General features: G+C 40.7%; 16 protein-coding genes. 9 read left to right on the top strand and 7 right to left on the bottom strand.

The window, feature by feature from the left end:
* Positions 1-19 precede the first annotated feature (19 nt).
* The 9 genes from tatC to CFR83_RS03930 all read left to right on the top strand — a co-directional run bounded on the left by tatC (position 20) and on the right by CFR83_RS03930 (position 10045).
* Positions 20-799, top strand: coding sequence for a twin-arginine translocase subunit TatC (gene tatC, locus CFR83_RS03970; protein ID WP_088812670.1), 780 nt, complete (start codon positions 20-22; stop codon positions 797-799).
* 234 nt (positions 800-1033) lie between these two features.
* Positions 1034-2134 (top strand): porin, encoded by a 1101-nt coding sequence (locus CFR83_RS03965; RefSeq protein WP_088812669.1) that lies wholly within the window; start codon positions 1034-1036, stop codon positions 2132-2134.
* Between the two features lie 334 nt (positions 2135-2468).
* On the top strand, positions 2469-2945 hold the full coding sequence (locus CFR83_RS03960) for a 4Fe-4S dicluster domain-containing protein (protein ID WP_088812668.1): 477 nt from the start codon (positions 2469-2471) through the stop codon (positions 2943-2945).
* Between the two features lie 26 nt (positions 2946-2971).
* A complete protein-coding gene (locus CFR83_RS03955) occupies positions 2972-4819 on the top strand; it encodes an aldehyde ferredoxin oxidoreductase family protein (RefSeq protein ID WP_088812667.1) in 1848 nt (615 codons plus the stop codon).
* A 65-nt stretch (positions 4820-4884) separates the two neighbouring features.
* A complete protein-coding gene (locus CFR83_RS03950) occupies positions 4885-6195 on the top strand; it encodes an NAD(P)/FAD-dependent oxidoreductase (RefSeq protein WP_088812666.1) in 1311 nt (436 codons plus the stop codon).
* A 9-nt stretch (positions 6196-6204) separates the two neighbouring features.
* Positions 6205-6456: a MoaD/ThiS family protein gene (locus CFR83_RS03945; protein WP_088812665.1), complete on the top strand. Its 252-nt coding sequence runs from the start codon at positions 6205-6207 to the stop codon at positions 6454-6456.
* The gene (locus CFR83_RS03940) at positions 6456-6770 is read left to right on the top strand and encodes a hypothetical protein (RefSeq protein ID WP_088812664.1); all 315 of its coding nucleotides are present in this window, start codon (positions 6456-6458) and stop codon (positions 6768-6770) included. Before CFR83_RS03945 ends, CFR83_RS03940 begins: the two co-directional genes overlap by 1 nt.
* 53 nt (positions 6771-6823) lie before the next feature.
* Positions 6824-7765 (top strand): YVTN family beta-propeller repeat protein, encoded by a 942-nt coding sequence (locus CFR83_RS03935; RefSeq protein WP_088812663.1) that lies wholly within the window; start codon positions 6824-6826, stop codon positions 7763-7765.
* Positions 7766-7957: 192 nt separating this feature from the next.
* Positions 7958-10045, top strand: coding sequence for a TonB-dependent receptor family protein (locus tag CFR83_RS03930; RefSeq protein WP_088812662.1), 2088 nt, complete (start codon positions 7958-7960; stop codon positions 10043-10045).
* Between the two features lie 5 nt (positions 10046-10050).
* On the opposite strand, the gene CFR83_RS03925 is transcribed toward CFR83_RS03930, so the two are convergent.
* The 7 genes from CFR83_RS03925 to CFR83_RS03895 form a co-directional block, all read right to left on the bottom strand.
* Positions 10051-10689: a response regulator gene (locus CFR83_RS03925; protein WP_088812661.1), complete on the bottom strand. Its 639-nt coding sequence runs from the start codon at positions 10687-10689 to the stop codon at positions 10051-10053.
* Positions 10686-12014, bottom strand: coding sequence for a histidine kinase (locus CFR83_RS03920; protein ID WP_088812660.1), 1329 nt, complete (start codon positions 12012-12014; stop codon positions 10686-10688). Before CFR83_RS03920 ends, CFR83_RS03925 begins: the two co-directional genes overlap by 4 nt.
* A gap of 63 nt (positions 12015-12077) precedes the next feature.
* The gene (locus CFR83_RS03915) at positions 12078-12911 is read right to left on the bottom strand and encodes a substrate-binding periplasmic protein (RefSeq protein WP_088812659.1); all 834 of its coding nucleotides are present in this window, start codon (positions 12909-12911) and stop codon (positions 12078-12080) included.
* A gap of 53 nt (positions 12912-12964) precedes the next feature.
* Positions 12965-13429, bottom strand: a complete 465-nt coding sequence (gene pedF, locus CFR83_RS03910; RefSeq protein WP_088812658.1) for a cytochrome c-550 PedF — start codon at positions 13427-13429, stop codon at positions 12965-12967.
* 153 nt (positions 13430-13582) lie between these two features.
* Positions 13583-14599: an MBL fold metallo-hydrolase gene (locus tag CFR83_RS03905; protein ID WP_088812657.1), complete on the bottom strand. Its 1017-nt coding sequence runs from the start codon at positions 14597-14599 to the stop codon at positions 13583-13585.
* Between the two features lie 100 nt (positions 14600-14699).
* Complete coding sequence (locus tag CFR83_RS03900) at positions 14700-16076, bottom strand: sensor histidine kinase (protein ID WP_088812656.1); 1377 nt, start codon at positions 16074-16076, stop codon at positions 14700-14702.
* Positions 16077-16085: 9 nt separating this feature from the next.
* Positions 16086-16712 carry a response regulator transcription factor gene (locus CFR83_RS03895; RefSeq protein ID WP_088812655.1) on the bottom strand — a complete coding sequence of 209 codons (627 nt, stop codon included), beginning with the start codon at positions 16710-16712 and terminating at the stop codon, positions 16086-16088.
* Positions 16713-16733 lie beyond the last annotated feature (21 nt).

The following is a 16733-nucleotide window of genomic DNA, read 5'->3' as shown; positions in this document are numbered from 1 at the left end:
CAGTAAAACAAATAAAAAAATGTCAGCACAACAAACACCTGAGCAAACACCAGAGTCAGATAAGGAAGAGGGGATACAAGAAACCTTTCTGACTCATTTGTTTGAGTTGCGTGATCGTTTGATCAAATCAGTGGCAGCTTTGTTGGTTGTGTTTTTAGGTTTGGTTTATTGGGCGCCAGATATCTTCCATCTGTTTTCTAAACCATTATTAGACGCATTGCCCAATGGTGGAAGAATGATCGTGACAGATGTCACCGGCTCCTTCTTCGTGCCCATGAAAGTCACCATGTTGGTAGCCTTCTTAGGCGCCTTACCTGTCATCATGTACCAGTTGTGGGCTTTTATTGCCCCTGGTTTATACAAGCATGAGCGCCAATTAATATTGCCAATTGTTACCAGTAGCTACATACTTTTTATAGCTGGTATGGCTTTTGCCTACTTTTTGGTGTTCCCAACGGTCTTTCAGTTTATGGCGCACTACAACGCACCCTTGGGTGCGGACATGGCAACTGACATTGATAAGTATCTTAGCTTTGCAATGACCACCTTCTTGGCGTTTGGTTTAACTTTTGAGGTGCCAGTTGTTGTGGTTGTACTAGTCAAACTTGGTATGGTCAGAATCAACAAGCTTAAAGAAATTCGTCCATACATCATCGTAGGTGCTTTTGTGATTGCTGCTGTGGTCACGCCACCTGATGTTCTATCTCAGCTATTACTTGCTATACCACTCTGCCTATTGTACGAATTAGGTATTTTGGTGGCCAGGTTCTATGAGCCAAAGTTGGAATCACAAGAGTGATTTACCTAATTTGGTGAATACATCCTTCTAAGTAACTGATTTAATTATATTTTTCTAATTAAAAAATCTCTAACCTGGCAAATCAAATAAGTAGGCATTAAAAATCGTTGTTTTTTGGCAACAAATAACCCTATTTGACGGTTATGTCATCGTTTTATCATGCAAAGTGAGGCAGAATCAACATAGTACCTAGGAATCTAGGTGCGTTTATTTCACATTAATGGAGATTTACGAATGAAAAAATCACTTATCGCATTGGCTGCTTTGGCAACTGTTGCAACAGCTGCTCAAGCTCAGTCTAGCGTGACTTTGTACGGTATCGTTGACATGGGTGTTATGAGTTCTAATCCACATGACACAGCAGCTGGTAAAACAGGCTCTACACTTGCTACTACTTCTGGTGCTTTGTCTACATCACGTTGGGGTGTGCGTGGTACAGAAGATTTAGGTGGTGGCCTTAAAGCTAGCTTTAACCTTGAATCTGAAATTGCTGCCGGAACTGGCGTAGCTGGTGGATCTGTTGTTGCATCAGGCGCAACCACGACTGGTGTTTTGTTTCACCGTGCTTCAAACGTTACTTTAGAGAAGTCTGATTTAGGTTCTATTCAATTGGGCCGCATGAATCGCCTTGAGTATGATGCGGTGATTGCAAATGATGCGTTCGGCGCTGCTAACTTTGGTGGTGCGGTACGTGTTGCATATATCGGTTCTGGTGCAGTTCCCGGTACTGGTGATGTACGTACAGCAAACGCTGTTGTATTGAAATCAGCTAATTTAGGTGGTTTAGTTCTTGCTTACCAACATCAATTTGGTGGCCAGGCTGGCGATAATTCATATTGGTCAGGTGATGCAGTGTCAGCAACTTATACTGCGGGTAAATTACAAGGTGTTGCTTCATGGTCACAAAACAATAACGCAGGCGGCACAAAGAATGATAGCGTTAGAACTTTTGGTTTGAATTATGACTTCGGCGTAGTTAAAGCTTACGTTGGTCACATTGAAAGAGTTGTTTCTAATGACACTGATAAAGTTAAATCTCAGTATGTTGGTTTGAAAGCTCCAGTTACTGCAAAGATTTCTGCATTTGGTCAATATACTAAAGTTTCTAATGCAGCAGCAGCTACGGGTGACTACGCAGCAGTCGCTAATAACGATGCAAAAGTTTATGCGGTTGGTGTAACTTATGCATTTAGTCCTCGTACTACTGGTTATGCTATGCATGGCACATCTCAAAATGATGGCACTGCAAAAGTTTATGTTTCTAACTTGGCAGCAGGCGCAGCAGCGGGTAAAGATCAAACTGCGACAGTTATCGGTATCCGTCACTCATTCTAATTTCTCGCTGGTTTAACCAGTTAGATTTAGTTTGATTAAAACCCACTCTGAAAAGAGTGGGTTTTTTCATTTCTAATAATTAACAGTCCAAATATTCAAAAATTAACTGAGAAAAATAGCTACAAATACTGCTGTCTCAAAATGGAACACTTTTCCAATTTCAGTTGATCTAATAAGACCTTTAAACCCTATATTTCTTAAAGTTCTAGCCAAAAAACAGCCTAGCATTCAAAACAAGGGTTTTCCCTATAGACGCTATACGTCGCATCATTGATGATTCATTCATAAATGAAAAATTGCATATTTGCGATTTAAGTAACTTGTGGAGAGAAAGATGCAAAAATCGTTGCACATTAATGCTGATAAATGTACTGGTTGTCTGCAATGTGAAATGGCCTGTAGTTTTGAGAACTATGGCGTATTCAATACAGCGCAATCACGTATCAAAGTCTTTGACTTCCATCACACTGGTAAAAAAGTACCTTACACATGTACGCAATGTGATGAAGCTTGGTGTTTACACGCTTGCCCAGTAGAAGCTATTCAAGTCGATGCTGCTTCTGGTGCCAAAGTGGTTCATGAAGATATTTGCGTTGGTTGCAAAGTTTGCACAATCTCTTGCCCATTCGGAACAATCAACTACGTTCAGGAAACTGGTAAAGTTCAGAAGTGTGACTTGTGCGATGGCAATCCTGCCTGTGCGGATGCATGCCCAACTGGTGCAATCACTTATGTGGATGCTAACTGGACTGGTTTAGACAAAATGCGCGAATGGGCCGATAAAGTCGGTAACCAAGCAGCGGGCGCATAAGTAAACAATATTATTGGAGAATCAATATGGCATGGGCTGGAAAATTACTACGTGTAAATCTAACAACAGGTACATGTAAATCTGAACCCCTCAATATGACATGGGCCAAAGATTATTTGGGCTCACGTGGTTTGGCGACAAAATATTTCACGGAAGAAGTGGATGCGAAAGTTGATCCGCTATCAGTGGAAAACAAAATTATTTGGGCAACAGGCCCTCTAACAGGAACAATGGCTTCAACTGGTGGTCGTTACACAGTTGTAACTAAAGGCCCTCTGACTGGCGCGATTGCCTGTTCTAACTCCGGTGGTTACTGGGGTGCAGAACTGAAGTTTGCTGGTTGGGACATGGTGATTTTTGAAGGTAAATCACCAAAGCCTGTTTACTTATTTGTCGAAAATGACAATGCACAGTTGTTAGATGCTGACTACATTTGGGGTAAAACAGTTTGGGATACAGAACCTGCTATTAAAACTAAACACCAAGATCCATTGATTCGTGTTTCTTCAATTGGCCGTTCTGGTGAAAATGGCGTTTTGTACTCCGCGATTGTTAATGACTTGCACCGTGCCGCTGGTCGTTCGGGTGTTGGTGCTGTAATGGGCAGTAAGAACCTTAAAGCTATTGCTGTTCGCGGTACTAAAGGTGTTGGTAACGTTAAGAATCCAAAAGCTTTCATGGCTGCTGCAAAAGAAGCTAAGAAAGTATTGGCTGGTAACGCCGTAACAGGCCAAGGTTTGCCTGCATACGGTACGCAAGTATTGATGAACGTGATTAACGAAGTGGGTGCTTTGCCAACACGTAATCACAGAGATGTGCAGTTTGAAGGTGCTAAGGATATTTCTGCTGAAGCAATGGCAACACCAAGGGCAACAGACGGTAAGGCGCACTTGGTAACAAACCAAGCTTGCTTTGGTTGCACAATTGCTTGCGGCCGTATTTCTAAGATTGATGAAACACACTTTACGGTTCAAAACCGTCCTCAATATTGGGGTGCTAATGGTGGCTTAGAGTACGAAGCTGCATGGGCACTAGGTGCTGCAAACGGTGTTAAAGATCTTGAGGCATTACAGTTTGCTAATTTAATCTGTAACGAAGATGGTATTGATCCAATTACATTTGGTGCCACAGTTGGTGCCGTGATGGAATTGTATGAAATGGGTGTTTTGACTAAAGAGCAAATTGGTATCGAAGCACCATTTGGTTCAGCTGAGGCTCTTTGCCACCTTGCAGAAATCACTGCACGTAGCGAAGGTTTTGGTAAAGAGATGGGTTTAGGCTCTAAGCGTTTGACAGAGAAATATGGTCACCCAGATTTGTCAATGTCTGTTAAAGGTCAAGAGTTCCCTGCTTACGATGGTCGTGTGATCCAAGGTATTGGTTTGGGTTATGCAACATCTAACCGTGGCGCTTGTCATTTACGTGGTTACACGATTGCTTCAGAAGTTCTTGGTATTCCAATCAAGACTGAGCCAACAGATACAGATGGTAAACCAGAGTTGCTAAAAGCTTTCCAAGATGCAACAGCTGCATTTGATGCTGCTGGTATTTGTATCTTCACAAGTTTTGCTTGGACGCTAAATGATGTTGCTCCACAAGTTCAAGCTGCTTGCGGTGATGAGTTCACAGTTGAGAACTTGACACTCATCGGTGAGCGTATTTGGAATATGGAAAAAGACTTTAACTTGCGCGCAGGTTTCACACGTAAAGATGATGCATTGCCAAAACGTTTGATGACTGAAGCTGCTAAGACAGGTCCAGCCAAAGGCGTGGTGAGCGGATTGGATAAGATGTTGCCAATCTACTACCAAGTTCGTGGTTGGGACGAAGAAGGTCGCATCAAGCCTGAGACACGTAAGCGTTTAGGTTTGTAATCTTTTTCAGAAGTTTGAGGCGGCCTCTTGATTAATAAGGCCGCCTTTTTATATGGAGTTTTCTGATGAAACACGTAATTCTAGGTAATGGTCCAGCCGGCGTTATTGCTGCTGAAACAATTCGTCAACATAACCCTTCTGATGAAATCATCATGGTTGGTTCTGAGCCAGAGCCACCTTATTCCAGAATGGCAATTCCTTACTTGCTTGTTGGCAACATCAAAGAAGATGGTACCTACCTACGGAAGACAAAAAATCACTTTCAGAACTTGAATATTCAAGAGGTAAGTGGCTTAGCTGAAACTATTGATGTCAAAAATAAACAAGTTAAATTGGCCGGTGGTAAATCATTAGCTTATGACAAGTTATTAATCGCTACAGGTTCTCAACCTGTACGCCCTCCAATCCCTGGCATTGACTCTCCAGGAGTTCACCCATGTTGGACGTTGGAAGATGCTAGAGCTATTCAGAAGCTAGCTAAACCAGGTGCGCGAGTATTGCAAATGGGCGCTGGTTTTATTGGCTGCATTATTTTGGAAGCATTAGCAAGCCGTGGTGTTGATCTTACAGTTGTTGAGATGGGTAACCGCATGGTGCCTCGTATGATGACTGAAGGTGCGGGTACTCTAATTAAAGAGTGGGTGCAAGCTAAAGGGGTTGCTGTTTATACAGATACACGCGTTGAAGCAATCACACCAGTTAAATCATCAGGTGGCATTGTTTCTAAAATTGCTGGGGTATTTGGTGGTTCTAATGCGTCACCACTAGAAGTTAAGTTGTCTAACGGTAAAACAATTGAAGTAGATTTGGTAATTTCAGCAACTGGTGTGCGCCCAAATATTGCATATCTAAAAGACTCAGGTATTGAAATCAATACTGGTATCTTGGTTGATAACAAAATGCAAACATCAGTACCTGATGTGTATGCAGCGGGTGACGTTACTGAGAGTGTTGATTTCTCAACTGGTAAGCGCATTGTTAATGCGATTCAACCAAATGCTGCTGAGCAAGCAAAAATTGCTGGTGCAAACATGCTTGGCCGAAAGGCTGAGAGCCAAGGAACTATTCAGATTAACGTATTAGATACGCTTGGATTAATTTCTTCTTCATTTGGCCAATGGTGGGGTGTTGAAGGTGGCGATCATGTGGAGTTGCGTGATGCTAAGAACTTCAAATACATGCGCCTGGAATTTAATGGCGATGTATTGATTGGTGCAACGAGCTGTGGTTTAACAGAGCACGTTGGAGCATTCCGTGGTTTGATTCAAACACGAGTGCCACTAGGCGAGTGGAAAGATCACTTGATGCACGATCCTACAAAAATCATGGATGCATACTTAGCTAAGGCCCAAGCACGATCTCAGTGGATGAGTTAAATTAATGTGATGAAAATCACATTTAAGTTATTTGCAACATTATCTGATTACCTGCCGCCAGAGCGGCAGGGCAACATTCTTCCAATAGAAGTTCCTGAGGGAACTTCTATTATGGATATTGTTAATAAATTCCAACTACCAGTAAAACTAGTACATCTAGTTTTGGTTAATGGTAAATACATCAAAGCAGAAGAGCGAGATACATATCCTCTAAAAGAGGATGATGTTCTTGCTATTTGGCCTCCAGTTGCTGGTGGCTAATGTCGGAAGTTAATCAAGAGAACTTTCATCAATATCATAGATTGATGGGGTGCACAGTTGAAGAGCTAATCAGTTGGTTGCCAGCTGCAACCAACTACAAAGTATTCAAGATCAACCAACAATTCCCTAATCAGATTGACTTTCCTGAGGATGGCATCAAAATAGTAGCTAACCCACAGAAAAGTCGTCAAATTGCACTTTTAGTTATCCCAGTTCTCGCTGTGGTTTTTAGCTTTGACGCAAAATGGGATAAGCTGGCATGCGATCAATTCATGAAGCGTTTTGATATGTATACTCAGCGCGGTGGTGGATAAACCAGTTAAGAGATTACATAAAGAAATTTATTAAAAAATAAGCAGGAGCACTCATGAAATTAACAAAATTAATACCGGTTTTATTTATGAGCCTTTCGGCTTCCTTGACGGCGGCTCCATTTGCGTATGTTCCCAATGAGGGATCTGGCACTATTTCGATCATTGATACTCAAACTGATGCAACGGTAGGGGAGATTCCAATTGGCGGTAAGCCGCGTGGTATTGCCATCTCACCTGATGGTAAGAGGCTCTATGTTAGTGAGCAAAAAGGTGAGCATGTTGATGTCATAGATACCGCTACCAAAAAGTTTATTAAAAAAATACCAGTAGGTGATTCTCCGGAAGCTGTCTATGTCAATCAGGATGGCTCTTTGATTGCCGTAGCAAACGAAGAAGCTAATACAGTCTCACTCATTGATGCAAAAGCCCTAAAAATTAAAGCAACCATCAAATTGAGCGGTAAAAACCCAGAGCATGCGGTATTTAGCCCAGACGGTAAACTTATTTTTGCCTCAGCAGAAGAGGCTGATAAGGTCGATGTGGTGAGTGTTGAACAGAAAAAGCAAATTGCTCAAATTGATGTCGGTTTGAGACCCCGTGGTATTGCATTTACTCCAGACGGCAAGAAAGCATTCGTGGCCAGTGAGTTAGTTGATACCTTATATGCAATTGACGTTCAAACACTTAAGGTAATTGGCAAGGTAAAGACTGGGGTGAGAGTTAATGGTGTCACAATGCACCCCAATGGTAAAACTGTCTATGTAACGAATGGTGGTGATGCCAATGTTTCATTTGTGGATACTGAAACCCTAGGAATTAAAGCTAATGTGCCAGTAGGTAAGCGCCCCTGGAACATGGCTATTACTGCTGATGGTAAGAAGCTTTATGTTGCAGCAGGGCGTAGTGATTTAGTTAATGTGATTGATACCGATGCTGCCAAAACCATTAAAGAAATCCCAGTGGGTAAATTACCATGGGGTGTGGTAATCAAGTAAATATTTAGATATAAATATTAGAAAAACAAAAACAACAAAAAAAGGTCTACATATGTAGACCTTTTTTGTTACCCAAGAAATCATTTAATGAAAATCATGAATTAACACTTAGACCCTTGTCGGGATATATCTACCAATAGATTTAATTGAGGTTCTACAGTACATTTCCACCATCTTAAAAAGGCTTTGGAAATGAAAAAAACGTATTTAGCAACAGCCGTTGCAGCATTATTTGCTACATCAATTACATCAGCTATTGCAGCAGATACATTGCTTGATGATGTGGTGGTATCAAGCAGCAGGTCAGAGCAAAGAAGCTTTGATGCGCCTGCATCCATTCAATCAGTTAATCGAGAAGTTATTCAAGATTCTGGTCCTCAGGTAAATATGTCTGAGGCATTAAATAAAGTGCCAGGGGTTGTTGCTCTTAATCGACAAAATTATGCACAAGATTTACAGATTTCAATTAGGGGTTTTGGTGCCAGAACGGCATTTGGTGTAAGAGGTGTCAGAATCATTGCAGATGGTATTCCTGCGACCATTCCAGATGGCCAGGGGCAAAGTTCAACTGTTAGTTTGACATCAACAGATCGTATTGAGGTCTTAAGAGGGCCTTTAGCCCAGTTATACGGAAACTCTGCTGGGGGTGTTATTCAAACTTTTACACGTGAGGCACCTGAGAAACCAGAGTTGATGGCTCAAGGACATTTTGGCTCATATGACACATACAGAACAGATTGGCAGTATGCAGATAAGATTGGCCAGTTTGGATTGGTTGCTGACTACAGCACATTTAAAACTGACGGATTTAGACAAAATAGTCAAACCGAAAGAAACCAATTTAATGGTAAGTTGACTTATCAGCATAATGATCAAACTAAAATTGATGTGATTGCCAACATTTTTGATATGCCTTATGCATATGATCCTGCGGGCTTAAGCCAAGCGGATGCCATGGCTACACCCGAGAAATCAAACAATACAGCAAGGCAAAGAAAGATTATCAAACAAAGTCAAATTGGTACTGTTTTGACGCATTCTTTGGATGGTGTTTCAAAAATTACTGCTCGTTTGTATGGGGGTAACCGTGAAAATACTCATTACAACGCCGCAACAGCTTGGGTTGGTTTAGATCGTGATTATTATGGTTTAGGTATTAGCTACTCTACAAAATCAAAAGTTTTAGGAAAAGAGACTGCATGGATTGTTGGCTTTGATTTTGATAAATCTACTGAGGTTAATCAGGCTGGTAGTTCTACAAATGGGGAAAAAACATCAACCCTAACTCGAAATGAAGATCGTTTAGCCCAAAATAGAGATTTTTATGCTCAAGCCAGCATGCAATTAAATGAGAAGTGGTCTATGTTGGGTGGCGCAAGGTCAACAGAAGTAAAGTTGAGCAGTAGTGGGTTGGGTGGTTATACAGGTGCACCTATCGGCTCTTTGGGCGATGTTAGTTTTAATGCCACCAATCCTGTATTAGGATTGACATTCCATGCCCAAGATAACATGAATATCTATGCTAACTACGGGCGTGGTGTAGAGACCCCAACTTTAGCTGAGATGAGTTATGACTCTAGTCTTAACAATACATTTAATACTAATTTAAAAGCCTCCAAGAGTGATCACTATGAAGCTGGCATGAAGTGGTTGCCAAATAATAGAAGCCGCTTAGACGTAGCGGCATTCTACGTTAAATCATCTGATGAAATCATTACAGCAACATCATCAAGTGGCAAAACAGCCTTCACAAACTCTCCGGGTGGCACCACTAGAAAAGGGCTTGAGTTAGCCTATCAAAATCAATTTGTCCCTGCTATGAAATTTAATTTCACAGGCACATTAATTGATGCTGAATTCAACGATGGATTTACATACAGCTCATTTGGTACGAAAACTGTAAGTGCTGGAAATAAGATTCCGGGGATTCCTAATGGAATGATGCTATCTAGCCTACAGTGGTCATCAACTGATTTTAATCGTAATAAATACCGTCAAATACTTGGGACGCTAGCCACACTTGAGTGGTTTGCTGCAGGAGAGTTGCATGGCAGAGACACAAATGATCAAATTTATAAGGCTGGGGGATACTCTGGATACAACTTTAGATTAGCTCATCGTCTAGATGTGAATCGAATTACTTGGACAGCCTATACCCAGGCTAATAACCTGACTGACAAAAAATATATGGGCTCTGTGATTGTTGGCAATTCAACGCCTTTCGAGCCTGCGCCAGGGCGGAATTGGATGGTTGGTCTAAATGCAACAGCAAGGTTCTAAGCTATTTAAGGCTTAATCAAATCATGTCTCAGCGCAATCAAAGTCAAATCTGATTGTGTTGAGGCATTTAATTTTTGTTTGATGTTGTATAGATGTGTGCCCGTCGTTCTTGGAGAGACGTTTAATATCTCAGCTACATCATTTGCACTTGCACCTTTTGCAAGGTGTATAAAAACCTCAAACTCTTTCTCAGATAAAACATCAATCGGATTTGGGTCTAAATTTTCTTGCCGTTCTGCAATTAAATCCTTCAAATGAGGGTCAATAAATAACTGCCCTGCATTAATTGCCCTAATAGCTGTAATTAGGGAATCAGGCGCACTTCTTTTCGAAAGGTAAGCGCTAGCCCCTGCATGCATCATGTGACGGATATAACTTGGATCTTCGTGGGCAGATAAACCTAGTATTTTGGTATCTGGTTTGTGGCTAATGATTCTTCTTGTGGCTTCTATGCCGCTGATACCACCCATTGTTAGGTCAATTACCAAAACATCAAATTCAAGTCTCTGATTAAGGATGAGTTCACAGGCGGCTTCACCAGAATCAGCTTCTGCAATGACCTCAATATCAGTTTCGTTTTCAAGAAGCATCTTGAAGCCCATTCTGACGAGAGCGTGGTCATCGGCTAAAACAATCTTAATCATGATTTTGGTATTTTAAGTTGTACGATAAGACCGCCACTAGAGTGTATTTCAAAAGATAGCTCACCACCTAAAAAGTGAGCTCTTTCTTGCATGCCTTCAATACCAAAGTGACCAGTATTACTTAGTTGATTAGGTGATTGCCCATCATTCTTGATAGCTAAGATGATTGAGTCAGATGTTTCATCTAAGTTGACGTCAATCTTAGTTGGATTTGCATGCTTGAGAGCGTTATTAATCGCTTCCTGAGCAATTCTATAAATAGCTAACTCTATGTCTTCCGATTTTTTAGAAAAATTAACACTTAAGCTAAATTGCACATTTGAGTTTGCGGTCTTAAGGCGATTAAACATATCAAGTAGCGCGCCCTCAAGTCCTAACTGATCAATGGCAATAGGTCTTAATTTGGGTATAAGACGTAACATGCCATCGTATGTTTCACCGGCCGCCTGAACTAGTAGTTGAGTTGATTGTTGTAATTGTGGGTTATCTTTAGCTTGTTTATCTATAGAGCTAGCAATAGCTCTAATAGCTGTTAGCGATTGGCCCAGCTCATCGTGTAATTCTCTAGCTAAGTCTTTGCGTTCATTTTCAATATGAGTTTGTAGCTGATGTGCAAATTGCTTTTGACTGCTTAATAGAGCCTCGGCTTTAGCTTTTTCCTCTTTAGCCACGATGGTTTCATTTACAGATCCAACCATCTTGTTAAAAGCGTTGCCAATCGAGGATGCTTCTTTGCCATGCAGGTTATCAAGACGAATCTTGTGATTGCCTCTCTCAAGAGCTTGGATGGCTTCTCTGATTGTTTCAAAAGGTTTTACCCATCTACCAATAAAGAAGAAGCCAACAATATTTGTAATGAGTAGGGCAAATAAGCCAGAAATCATTAATTCAGTTAATTCATCCCAACCATCCAGTATGGCTCGCGAAGGATCGGGAGTAACTGTGATAACCCCATCATTTAAGACAATCACTTTTGGATCAACCTTGGGCATGATTAGGTCAGCGTAAAACTGAGGGGCAAATCTATCTTTTTTATAAGGTGATGGCGGTGATTGATAAATTAGGTTTTGTTGTTGGTCTCGGTATTCAATCTCGTTAGCACGCACCCGACCTAATTGTTGTAAAAAACTAACTACTTGCTTGTCATCTGAGTATCTATAAATGACACCTACTTGACCTAGTACTTGAGCGGCCACACGATTAGCTGCTTCGATCTCTTCCCATACGCTACGGCGCGTATTGTTAATTTCCCGCCCCATCATGATTGATACAAAAATGATGATGAGAACTGCGAAAAATAAGTTGGCTTTTAGTCTTAAGCTCATATGAATAAAAATGGGCAGATATATTTGTTATATCTGCCCATTATTTTATTTTGTTTAAGTTAATTATGGTGAAACAAACTTAACACTATGCTTTTTGAAGATATCATCTAACTCACCACTACGACGCAGCTGATCTAAAGCTACCGCAAGAGCTTCGCCTAAATCTGGGCGATCAGCTTTGATAGCCATACCCACAATCCAACCTTTTGGAGGAAGAATTGGTGACTCAACAGGCACTAATTGAGCTGATGAAAGCTTACTTAGGCTTGCTTCAAGTTCAGCGCGACGAGCAGCAATTACATCCACTTCGCCTTTGATCATCAAATCAGCACATTCTTGTGCGGTATTCATGATACGAACATACTTAGTTAAGCTACCGTTGTCCGTTACAAAGAAAACGTTAGCACCAGCCTCACCTTTGGCGGCACATAATTTCTTACCAACTAAGTCTTTTAGGTTAGAAAAATCAGGCACACGTTTAGTGTCGATTGCTAGTAAGACGCTTTCACGATAGTACGGTGCAAAGAAAGTCACCTGCTTATTGGCATTGGTTAGCAATGGATCAATAGGTACATGCAACATCACATCAGCTGGGCCATAACCTAAGTAGTGACCTTTCCAAACCATATTGCGTAGGTCGTCATTAAGATTTTCACCCGCATCAAATGGCAATAGAGAAAGCTTTACACCTAGCTTTTTAGCCAGTGCTTCAGCGATATCAACATCAATACCTTGAGGGGCAGTACGACCATTTGAGAATGGTGCAAAGTCGTTGTAGACAGCAACTTTTAGAATGCCTTTAGATTTAACGCTTGCCAAATCAGCAGAAGCTGTGAAGCTAAGCGTTAAACCAATAATGCCAGCAATCAAACTGTGTAATAGGTGTTTCTTATTCATGTACGTCTCTTGTCTCTAATTATTTAAAACAACAGTATTACTCAGTTTAGAAATTATTTCTCGCGACGTGTTTCTAAGTAAGCTTTAATCGCCCAAACAGCTTCTTGTTGCATCACACCTTCGAATGGAGGCATGTAAACGGCACCGTTACGAACGCGACCGTGAAGAACTGTAGTTTTAAAGTAGTTGTCGATTTCGTTAAAGCAAGCTGCTTTTTTAGCTGCGTCAGCAAGACCAGTACAGTCTGAGTCTAGTTTTCTTAAGTCTGGAGCAATACCGCCAGAAATAGCTTCTAAACCGTGGCAACGTGCACAGTTTTGGTTGTATGCAGATGAACCCACACGAACGATCTCACCATCTTTAGTATCTCTGTATGGATTTGTTTCTTTCCATGTTGCACCCAATTGTGGCAACTTTGATGTATCAACTGCTTGCGGTGTTACATCACCATGAGCAAAACTAACTTGGGCTAAAACAGCTAAACCCAAAGCTACTAATAATTTATTTAAAACCTTCATGAAACTCTCCCAACCAAGAAGTAATAATCGAAATTTGTAAAAGGCAAAAGCGCTTTTAAGACCCTCAATTTTGTCATATAAACAATATCTATATGGGCTTACAGGTGATTAGGGTAAATACTTAAATCAACCAAATTTAAGAATAAATCACGATTAATTTGATGAAATCGATGATTTGTTCATTTCTTGGGTTTCAATTTCGCGCCAAACACGCTGAATATTGAGTGGGTGAAGCCTTTTGTAACCCTTAATTTTGGCGAATTGTTCTAAATTGAGACACTTATCTGCATCCGCCTCATTTCCGCCTGCCAAAAAGTCTTTTCTAACGATTGACTCAAGTTCATTCAGATAGTCGTTGGTCAACTTTAGTTGATCTTGAGTTGTTTGAGATTGATTAATTTTGATATTTCTTAAGTATGGGCCTGTGCCGATAACCACTCGTGGGTTGAGTTCTTGCAGTTTATGTATTGCAGCTTGCCATTTGAGAACTGAACCATCAATTAAGTCTGGAATAGATTGATGACTGATTAACCCACCTGCAAACAACATTTTTAGTTGTGGATGCCACAAAACTAAATCACTTTCAGTTCTTGCCTGGAATTCAAATAATTGCCACTCTGGGTAGCCAGGTAAACCAAGACCAATGTTTAGAGCAATACTGGGAGTTTGTATGGCAGTCTTGGCGAGTTCAGAGTTATTGAGAGATTCTGATAAACGTTTTCTGCAATTAGGACAACGCTCAATCATGTTGGCTTGAGTAATTGATGTTGCATAAATCTGAGTTTGTGCATTCGAGAGGGTGCTGTTACCTAAAGCATGCTCAGGTCTGGCTACAGAGTTAATGATCACATCAGGATGACTCTTTAACCGAGGCTCTACTTTTTTAAGCGCTGATAACAGTGCTCTCGTATATCTGGCATCAGGTCCTGGATCAACCAACAAAAAACCGGAGTCATCAACTATTGCTAAAGAGCGTACGCCAATCTCTTGGCCTAGCTTCTGCAAATAGCCATTCGTTTCCTGAAGAACATAGACTCTGCGCTCGCCAGCATTGTTTGGGTGCTGATACTGTCCAACACGTTCAACATGAAAGTTGATCGGTTGATTTGGTGATGCATGCGTGAGAGATGTGCTGATGCTTAGTATTAAAAATAGCAAAAACGCATACATGCAAAGCTTCTTAAAAGTAACTTTTAAGAAGCTATTAATCTGAAAAATACTGAGACTGTCATACCAAATTACAAACATCATTCATCTTCGCACAATTTAGCTAATTGGCGTTAATAAGCGGAATTTTTGCAGATAGACCAAAGCCACCATGTTCAACTTGCGGGATGATGGTTAACTCGACGCCAATTGACCAGAGACGCTCTTGTAAACCAGCTAAACCATTGCCACGCTGTTGAGTGCTTTGGTTCCAGTCAGGAATTCCCACGCCATTATCTATAACCGACCAGTAGATATATGCAGTATCAGTATGTATATCAATAGTGACATGGCTGGCATTGGCGTGTTTGGCAATATTGGTAAGCGCCTCTTGGGTGATTCTAAAAACTGTTAAAGCAATGTTTTGCGCAAAATTAATATCACCTAACTCAATAGAGTAATTAAATTGGCATTCATTGCCAGTGGTTGATTGCCAACCGTTGATTAAATTGAGTAGTAAATTTTTTAAAGAATTGTTGTCAATATTCAACAAATGTTCTTGAGGTCTAAGCTCTTTTAATATTTTCTTTAATTCTTGATCAATATCTTTAGTAGCTAAAGTGATGTCATTGATAGCTTGGTTGGCATTATCGGTATTGGTGTCACCCAAGGTTTTTTGTAGGTAACTGGTGTTGTAACGAATCACAGCAATCTTTTGACCTAACTCATCATGAAGATCTCGAGAGATTCTTGCTCTTTCATCTTCTTGTGAACTCACCAATTTGGCACTTAACATTTGCCTAGAGTTTTCTAGTTGCATCAATGATTGAGACAGTGCATTAATAGCATCATTGACAGCTTTTACTTCTGAGATCTTTGACTCTTTTAAAACACCGTCATACTTATTGTGAGCTAAATCTTCTAATTGACCCAATGCTTCTTTTAGGGGGTTTAGGGCGCGTTGTAAAGTTAACTTAACACCTATGTGAAGTGCTGCTGTTAACGCAACCAACATTAAAAATGAGCCAAATAACGCAGCAGCAGCTTCGTTTTGTTCGCTGGCTGTGTCTGGGCTGATGTACACGGTAATAGTTCTATCTGGACCTTTAATAACCCAGGATGCAGAAACTAAATCATCAGTTGTGGGTTCATGAAAAATCCCAATCAATCGGCCTAACAAATTACCAGCAATAGTAATGTGTTTATCAGGATTACTTTGAGCAATGATTTGGCCCTTGGCATCTTTAAAAGTAATCTTGATATGCCTAAATTCATCAGATTGACTAAAAGCAATTAATTGATTGAGTTGAGGCGTAAAGTCATTGAGGCCAGCCTGTTTTAAGTGATCTAATTCTTGCGAGAGCAGTAGTAACTGCTCTGTGCCTTTTTTCTCTCGCTGAATGCTAATAGTTGCTTGCACTAGTGCAATTAATAAAAAAATACTCAACAAGGCAATAGCTAAACCAGCTAAGCGTTTTCCGATGTATTGGTTGAGCCTCATTGAATTAATTTAATTACTCTTCAGTAGCTTGTTTTGTATGGCGTACTGGGTCAGTTGTGCACCATTCTCAATAGCTAGTTTTTTATAAATTTGAGTTTGATAGTTGTAAATAGTTTTGGGGCTCAAATGAAACTGAGCTGCAATGTCCTTGGCACTGACACCCTCAGCTAACTTCAGAAGAATGCCGAATTCTCTCGCGCTCAATTGCTCATGTAGGGCGCCATCATTTGCTCCAAGTAATCCTTGTAAATCTTTGCTGATAACAACTTCATCATTCATTACATAGCTGATGGCGTTGATTAGTTCATCTGGCTCGCTACTTTTACTTAAAAAACCATTAGCGCCAAAATCCAGAGCTTGTTGAATCAATGTTGGGTTGTCGTGCATCGACAACATAATAATTTTTGTATTAATTTTTTTGGCGCGTAAGCGCTTTAGAGTCTCAAGCCCACCGACGCCAGGCATTGAGATGTCCATAATCAAAACATCAGCCGCATGATCCTGAAACCAGTTATAGGTGTCCTCGCCGTTATCAAACTCGGTAATAACCTCAATGTCGCTTTCTAGCGACAGTAGGCGCTTGTATCCAGAGCGAACCACGGGGTGATCATCAGTAATTACCACTAGCAAGGACATTTTGGGAACTTTTCCTATTTC

Source organism: Polynucleobacter victoriensis (assembly GCF_900187875.1).
Classification (GTDB): domain Bacteria; phylum Pseudomonadota; class Gammaproteobacteria; order Burkholderiales; family Burkholderiaceae; genus Polynucleobacter; species Polynucleobacter victoriensis.
This window is presented reverse-complemented; position numbering and strand designations above follow the sequence as displayed.